This is a genomic window from Marcopretia estuarina LEGE 06307 (assembly GCF_056633115.1).
On record NZ_JBSJOY010000003.1, the window covers coordinates 402,238 to 408,684 of the forward strand.

Here is a 6,447-nt window from a genome sequence, read left to right on the forward strand (position 1 = left end):
CTGCCGCTCATGCCGCCCAGCGCAACGGCCATGGCTCCTGCAGATAGCGGCGTCCGGCCTCCCGGATCCAGAGCCGCTGGCTGCCGTCGTCGCTTTCACTGATCAGCTCCTCCTGCACCAGCCGGCGCGCCAGCCAGCCCCAGCGCTCTCCCTCCGCAGCGGCGGTGTCCTCCGCACCGGAGTGATCGGCCAGGTCATCGGCCAGCCGGGGGAGATCCAGGCCCCGGCGCTCCTGCAGCAGGGTCAGCACCTGCGCCGCCTGCGCCGACCAGTCGATCGGCACCCCACGGCTGTGGCAACGGTCGCAGCGACCGCAGGGGGGCACCAGCTCGCCCACGGCCTCCAGCAAGGCCTGCTCGCGACAGCCCGTCCCCTCCGCCACCGCCTCCATGCGCCGCAGCTGTTGCTGGGCCAGTTCCAGCCGCAACCTCTCCTGCTCCTGCAGCTCCGGGGTCAGCTGCCGGCCGGAGGCGCGCATTGCCCAGCCCAGCGAGCGCCGGTCCATCGGATCAAAGAGCACCAGGCAGCGGGCGGGCTGGCCATCACGCCCCGCCCGCCCCGACTCCTGCAGGTACCCCTCTGCGCTGGCAGGCAGATCCAGATGCAGCACAAGTCCCACATCCGGGCGGTCCACACCCATGCCGAAGGCCACCGTGGCCACCAGCACCGGCCGCGGATGGTGCTGGAAGTGCTCAAGCGCCAGCAGGCGGCTTTCGGGGTCCATGCCGGCGTGATACGCGATCGCCTCCACCCCGGCAGCCGAGAGCCGCGCCGCCCAGTGCTCCACCGACCGCCGTGTGCGGGCGTAGATCAGCACAGCCCCGGACGCAGCCGCCACCGTGTCGAGCACCAGTGGCAGCGGATCAGGGGGGCGCCGCTGCATGGCGTACAGGAGATTCGCGCGCCGGGCGGAGCGCACCTGCACAAGGGGGCGCCGCAGCTGCAGCAGCCGGATGATGTCGGCGCGGACCCGCGGCGCGGCCGTGGCGCTCAGCGCCACCAGGGGCACACCGGGACAGAGGCTGCGCAGCTGCCCGAGGCGGCGGTAATCCGGGCGGAAATCATGGCCCCAGGCGCTGATGCAGTGGGCCTCGTCCACCGCCAGCGCCACCAGCCGGCCCTGCTCCAGCACGTCCTCCAGCAGGGCGCGGGTGGCTTCCGCCTGCAGCCGCTCCGGTGCCAAGTAGAGCAGGCGCAGGCGATTGTCGGCGAGGCGATGCAGAAGCTGCCGCCGCGACCCGGCATCGAGCCCCTGGTGCAGGCAGGCGGCCGGGATGCCGCGGCGCTGCAGCTGCGCCACCTGGTCCTGCATCAGGGCCACCAGCGGCGACACCACCAGCACCAGGCCCTGCCGCACCAGGGCGGGCAGCTGAAAACAGAGCGACTTCCCGCCACCGGTGGGCAGCACCGCCAGACAGTCGCGCCCCGCCAGGAGGGCCTCCACCACCGGGCGCTGACCGGGCCGGAAGCGCGACCAGCCGAAATGACGCTCCAGGGAATCCTCGAGCGCTTCCATCGCCAAACCGACCACAGCCCTGGTGCGGCCCGACCTTAGCGGCCCCAGATCTGGTGGCCAGGCAGGCTCATGGCAAGGGCGGTGCGTCCAGCTGGTCGGGGCTCTCCTCCACCAGCTGCAGCCGCACCCGTTTGCCGCCGGCCAGCTCCCCCAACGACACCCGCAGGGTGCTACCGCTCAGGCTCTGGAGCACGGTCAGCATGGCCCGCAGGTGGGGCGTGCTGCTGCCGCTCTCCACCCAGAGGCGCTCCTGCAATCCCCCCAGCCGTCGCCAGCTGGTGTGCAGCTTCAGCACGGCACTTTCGAGCTGTTGCGCCTGCCCCACCGCATCGGCCAGCAAACCAAGAGCGTCGAGCCGCTGAGCCTCCTGCAGGGCTTTCTCCAGTTGCAGCTCCCCTTGCTGAAAGGCGCGCACCGCAGCCCCGGCCTCGGCCGCCTTGCTCAGCCAGCGGGCCGTGCTGGTCACGTCCCTGACCCGGTCGAGCTCGGGTTCATCGCGCAGCGCCTGGCGCAGATCGTCCTGCTGGGCCTCGGGCAGCTTGGCCAGCTCCTTCACCAGCGGCGCCACCGCCCGGGGGGGCAGCAGGTTCTCCTGGGTGCGCTGGCGGATCTCCTCCGGCAGCAGCGGGCTGGTGGCCGCTGTGAATTCATCAGAGAGGCGCCGCACCTGCTTGCGGGTGATCTGCTGCCCCTCATTGGCCGCTTCACTGATCATCAGCTGCACCTCCGGGTCGGCCTGGGCCGTTTCGAGGAAGGCGCGCTTCGAGAAGTTGTTGACGCTGCTTTGCTCCAGCGGCCCATCACCCACCAGGCTTTCGGCAGACTCTGCCAGCTGGATCAGCCCATAGGCCCGGGTCTTGCTGATCTCCCGCTCCCTGAGCCACTGCAGGAAGCCGGTACCCCGGCCCTCACCGCCGCGAACCTCGCGGTCGCGCACAGCGCGCAGGATGCGTCCCCGCCAGATCTCCGTCTGCAGGTCGAAGCGGTCGCACACCCCCCATGCCTCCTCCAGCCGCGCCAGGAACTCCATCGTGCTGATGTCGTCGCGCTGGGGATCGGGGAGCTCGAGATCGAGGATGGGGGGCTCCAACAACGGCGGGGCGGCAGCAGCCGATCGTGCCACGCTCCGCCCGCCCCCATGGCGGCCTTGCTCCGGCGACGACGATTCATGACACGGGCACCTTTGGGCCCGCCGGCCTCGGGTATCTTCCGACTGGCAATCAACCTTCTCCAGCGCAGCGATGGCCATCTCCCGCGGCGACAAAGTGCGCATCAAGCGACCCGAGTCCTATTGGTTCAACGACGTCGGCACCGTGGCGTCGATCGACACCTCCGGCATCCGCTACCCCGTGGTGGTGCGCTTCGAGAAAGTGAACTACACCGGATTCAGCGGTTCGGAAGGCGGCATCAATACCAACAACTTCTCCGAAGCCGAGCTCGAGAAGGCCTGAGTCCCAATCCCGGGGGCACATCCAGCATCTGCAGGGCTGCCCCCGCACACACGGTCTGATCCACAGGCGATTCTCTCCACCAGTCGCCTGCCTAGAAGCAGCATTTTTTCGCTGGCCGTTCTGACCCTGCAGTGGCTTCCATCAGCTCACCTTGGTGCGGCGTTTGCTGAGCCTGCGGCCCTCAGTTGAAGCCTTCCTCCCCCAACCCGAAGCCTTCGCTTCACAGGCCAATCCAACACGCCGGGCCCCACCGCTGGGGCCGCCCCTATCCAGCAGCTGGCTTGAGTGGTCTAGCCACCATTCTCCAGCTGCACAACCGCAGATCAGAGACGTCACTGCCATCTCGGGCTTGATTCTCCAGCTCGATCCATCAGTCCCCCTACAGCCTTGGGCTGTTCTGTGGGTGCGCGTTCCTCTGGCCGCCTACTCCCCCTCGACGCGGGCAACCCCAGAGGCAGCCCCGCACCTGTGGGCTCGGCGCGCCGGCATGGGAGCCTGAAGCAACGCGCCAGAAACCGTCTTGCCGGAGCTGCCTGAAGTCGAAACCGTGCGTCTCGGCCTCGAGCGACAGTTGGCGGGCTTCACGGTGGAGCGCGTCAGTGTGCTGAGAGCAAGGGCTGTGGCCCATCCCGCCGACCCCGAAGCGTTCTGTCGTGCCCTTGAAGGCACCCAGGTGGGTCTGTGGCAGCGCCGTGGCAAGTATCTGTTGGCCAGCCTCAGCCGCGATGGCGAGCCCGCCGGCCTGTGGGGTGTGCACCTGCGCATGACAGGCCAGTTTCAGTGGCTTGATCACGAGCGCGAACCATGCAGCCACACGCGCGTGCGGTTCCACGACTTCCAGGGTCACGAACTGCGCTTCGTGGACACGCGCAGCTTCGGCCAGATGTGGTGGATTCCTGCGGGCAGCGAGCCCAGCCAGGTGATGCACGGCCTCAGCCGTCTCGGTCCTGAACCGTTCAGTCCGGCGTTCAACGCCGCCTACCTGCGGCAACGCCTGAAGGGGTCGCAGCGACCGATCAAGAACGCCCTGCTGGATCAGGCGCTGGTGGCCGGCATCGGCAACATCTATGCCGATGAATCTCTGTTCACCGCGGGCATCGATCCGCACACCCCCAGCGGCAGGCTTGGGGTGGCGCAGCTTCACCGGCTCCACCAGGCCGTGGTGCGGGTGCTGCAAACGAGCATCGGAGCGGGAGGCACCACCTTCAGCGATTTCAGAGATCTCAGCGGCACCAACGGCAACTACGGCGGCATGGCCTGGGTGTACCGACGCGGCGGCCAGGCCTGCCGGACGTGCGGAACACCAATCCAACGGGAGCGGCTGGCTGGGCGAGGAACCCACTGGTGCCCGTCCTGCCAGCATTGAAGGGCTGCGATCTGCCGATGCCTTTCGATCCACCCACAACCGCTGAGGCTCTGGCCAGCCTGATCCGGGACCTTCATCGCCGCGGCTGGTGTGATGGCACCGGTGGCAATTTCAGTTGCGTGCTGAGCAGGGATCCTCTGCGGCTGCTCATGGCGCCCAGCGGGATCCACAAAGGTTCTGTTCGTGGCGCCGACCTGGTGCAGGTGAACGAAGCGGGCGCTGTGGTGGAGGGCAACGGACAGGCCAGCGCAGAGACGCTCTTGCACCTGGAGATCGTGCACACCTGCGGTGCGGGGGCTGTGCTCCACACCCATTCACCGGCGGCAACCCTGCTTTCGCGCCTGGCTCTCCAGAGCCAACAGCACAACGAACATGGCCCTGCGGGGGTTGTGTTTGAAGGGCTGGAGATGATGAAGGGACTTGAAGGCATCACCACCCATCACAGCCGCGTGGTGCTGCCGGTGGTACCGAACGACCAGGATCTGCGTCGGCTGAGTGACCTTGCCTCCCCTCTGCTCAACGACGCCCCCCATGGCCTGCTGGTCGGCGGCCATGGGCTCTATGCCTGGGGCAGCAATCTGTTCACAGCCCAACGGCACGTGGAAATTCTTGAGTTTCTCCTTGATCAGGCATGGAGAGAATTGGTGGTCAAGTCCCTGCACCCGACAGCATCTGCCCACTCAACACCGGCGCCATAGCCATGACGTCCACTCTCCCGGCTCGCAAAGCCATCAGCCACATCCTTCTTGATATCGAAGGCACCACCTGTCCTTTCGATTTTGTGAAAGACACGCTCTTCCCCTATGCCGCAGATCAGCTGGAAGGCTTCCTTGCCGCAGAAGCCAGCACTCCCCAAGTACAGGTCCTGCTTCAGGCCGTCGAGCAGGCCTGGGAGCAAGAGGATCACAACGAAGCGCTTGAGCTGCTGGCAAAGGCTCGATTGAGCGCCAACGGCTCAACGGCGCAACGCCTGCTGCCCTATCTGAAGTGGCTGATTCAGTGCGACAGGAAACTGACTCCGCTAAAGGATCTCCAGGGGCTCATCTGGGAACGTGGCTATGCGGCCGGCCACCTGTGCGCCCCCCTCTTCGAAGACGTTCCACCAGCGCTGCAACGCTGGACGCGGATGGGAATAGAGCTTGGGGTGTATTCCTCAGGATCGGTAAAAGCGCAACAGTTGCTATACGGACACAGCGTTGCCGGCAATCTCCAACCACTCTTCGCCGCCTGGTTCGACACCCGCATCGGCGCCAAACAAGAATCCTCCAGCTACACCAGAATCGCCACACAACTGAAGGTAGAGCCCGAACACATTCTATTCATCAGCGATGCGATCGCGGAGTTGGACGCCGCCAACACCGCCGGCATGCACCCCCTGCTCAGCGACCGGCCCGGCAATCCCTCCCGCGAGGCAGGCACTTTTCCCGTTGTTCAGTCTTTCGCCGGCGTCTATTCCGGGTGATTCCATCCTCCAACAGGAACGTTCCCACACTCCAGCCGATTGCCCCAAGGCTGACGAAAAGTTAAAGCAGGGGTGCTGGCTGGTGCCGCGCCATCGCCAGCAGGGCCTTGATGCCATGCATCACCCACCGCCTGCAAACCGGCTCGGATCGACGAAACATCCACCAGCCTCAGTAGTTTGAGCCCTGCAGATAGCTTCACGGTGGGTTATGAGACGGCCGGGTTGAGCGCCACTGAGCCCAGTACCTGCTGACCCGACCGCGGGGGCTCTCACCTGAGCAGGTGAGCCGCTGGCGTCAAGCCGCTCAAGATACCAACGCACCAAGCCGGTGCTGACGATGGCCGAGCAGAACGGGTACGAAAGGCTCCGTGCCTAGGACAAGCGGGGGTACGCCTCTTGCACCAGGCAGGGCAGTGCCTCCACCGCGGGAGGGGCACAGCTGCCGCACAAACCGCGCGCCCTGCTCCTTCACGAGCGATTCATAGTGATGCCCAGCATGTGTCTTGAATCTGCCCCACCAGCAATCCATCCTCCAGCCAACACGCAACCAACAAAAAAACCACCCTTTCGGGTGGCTTTCAGTGTTTTGCTTCTCTCGATTCATCATCATCAGATGACAAGCTCGATCAAAGCAAAACTTGGTAGGAATGAA

General features: G+C 66.1%; 6 protein-coding genes. 4 read left to right on the forward strand and 2 right to left on the reverse strand.

Annotated elements, in window-relative coordinates:
• Positions 1–7: 7 nt before the first annotated feature.
• Entirely contained in the window at positions 8–1,516 is a 1,509-nt protein-coding gene (locus tag ACWJI3_RS09640) for a RecQ family ATP-dependent DNA helicase (protein ID WP_255100000.1), read from the reverse strand.
• Positions 1,517–1,583: 67 nt separating this feature from the next.
• Positions 1,584–2,546: a hypothetical protein gene (locus ACWJI3_RS09645; protein ID WP_233132729.1), complete on the reverse strand. Its 963-nt coding sequence runs from the start codon at positions 2,544–2,546 to the stop codon at positions 1,584–1,586.
• A gap of 211 nt (positions 2,547–2,757) precedes the next feature.
• Between ACWJI3_RS09645 and ACWJI3_RS09650 the strand changes: the two genes are divergently transcribed.
• The 4 genes from ACWJI3_RS09650 to mtnC all read left to right on the forward strand — a co-directional run bounded on the left by ACWJI3_RS09650 (position 2,758) and on the right by mtnC (position 5,795).
• Positions 2,758–2,967, forward strand: a complete 210-nt coding sequence (locus ACWJI3_RS09650; protein ID WP_094510007.1) for a photosystem I reaction center subunit IV — start codon at positions 2,758–2,760, stop codon at positions 2,965–2,967.
• 520 nt (positions 2,968–3,487) lie between these two features.
• Entirely contained in the window at positions 3,488–4,333 is an 846-nt protein-coding gene (locus ACWJI3_RS09655; protein WP_480203578.1) for a DNA-formamidopyrimidine glycosylase, read from the forward strand.
• Between the two features lie 17 nt (positions 4,334–4,350).
• Positions 4,351–5,031: a methylthioribulose 1-phosphate dehydratase gene (gene mtnB, locus ACWJI3_RS09660; RefSeq protein ID WP_480203579.1), complete on the forward strand. Its 681-nt coding sequence runs from the start codon at positions 4,351–4,353 to the stop codon at positions 5,029–5,031.
• 2 nt (positions 5,032–5,033) lie between these two features.
• Entirely contained in the window at positions 5,034–5,795 is a 762-nt protein-coding gene (gene mtnC, locus ACWJI3_RS09665) for an acireductone synthase (protein WP_480203580.1), read from the forward strand.
• Positions 5,796–6,447: the final 652 nt, after the last annotated feature.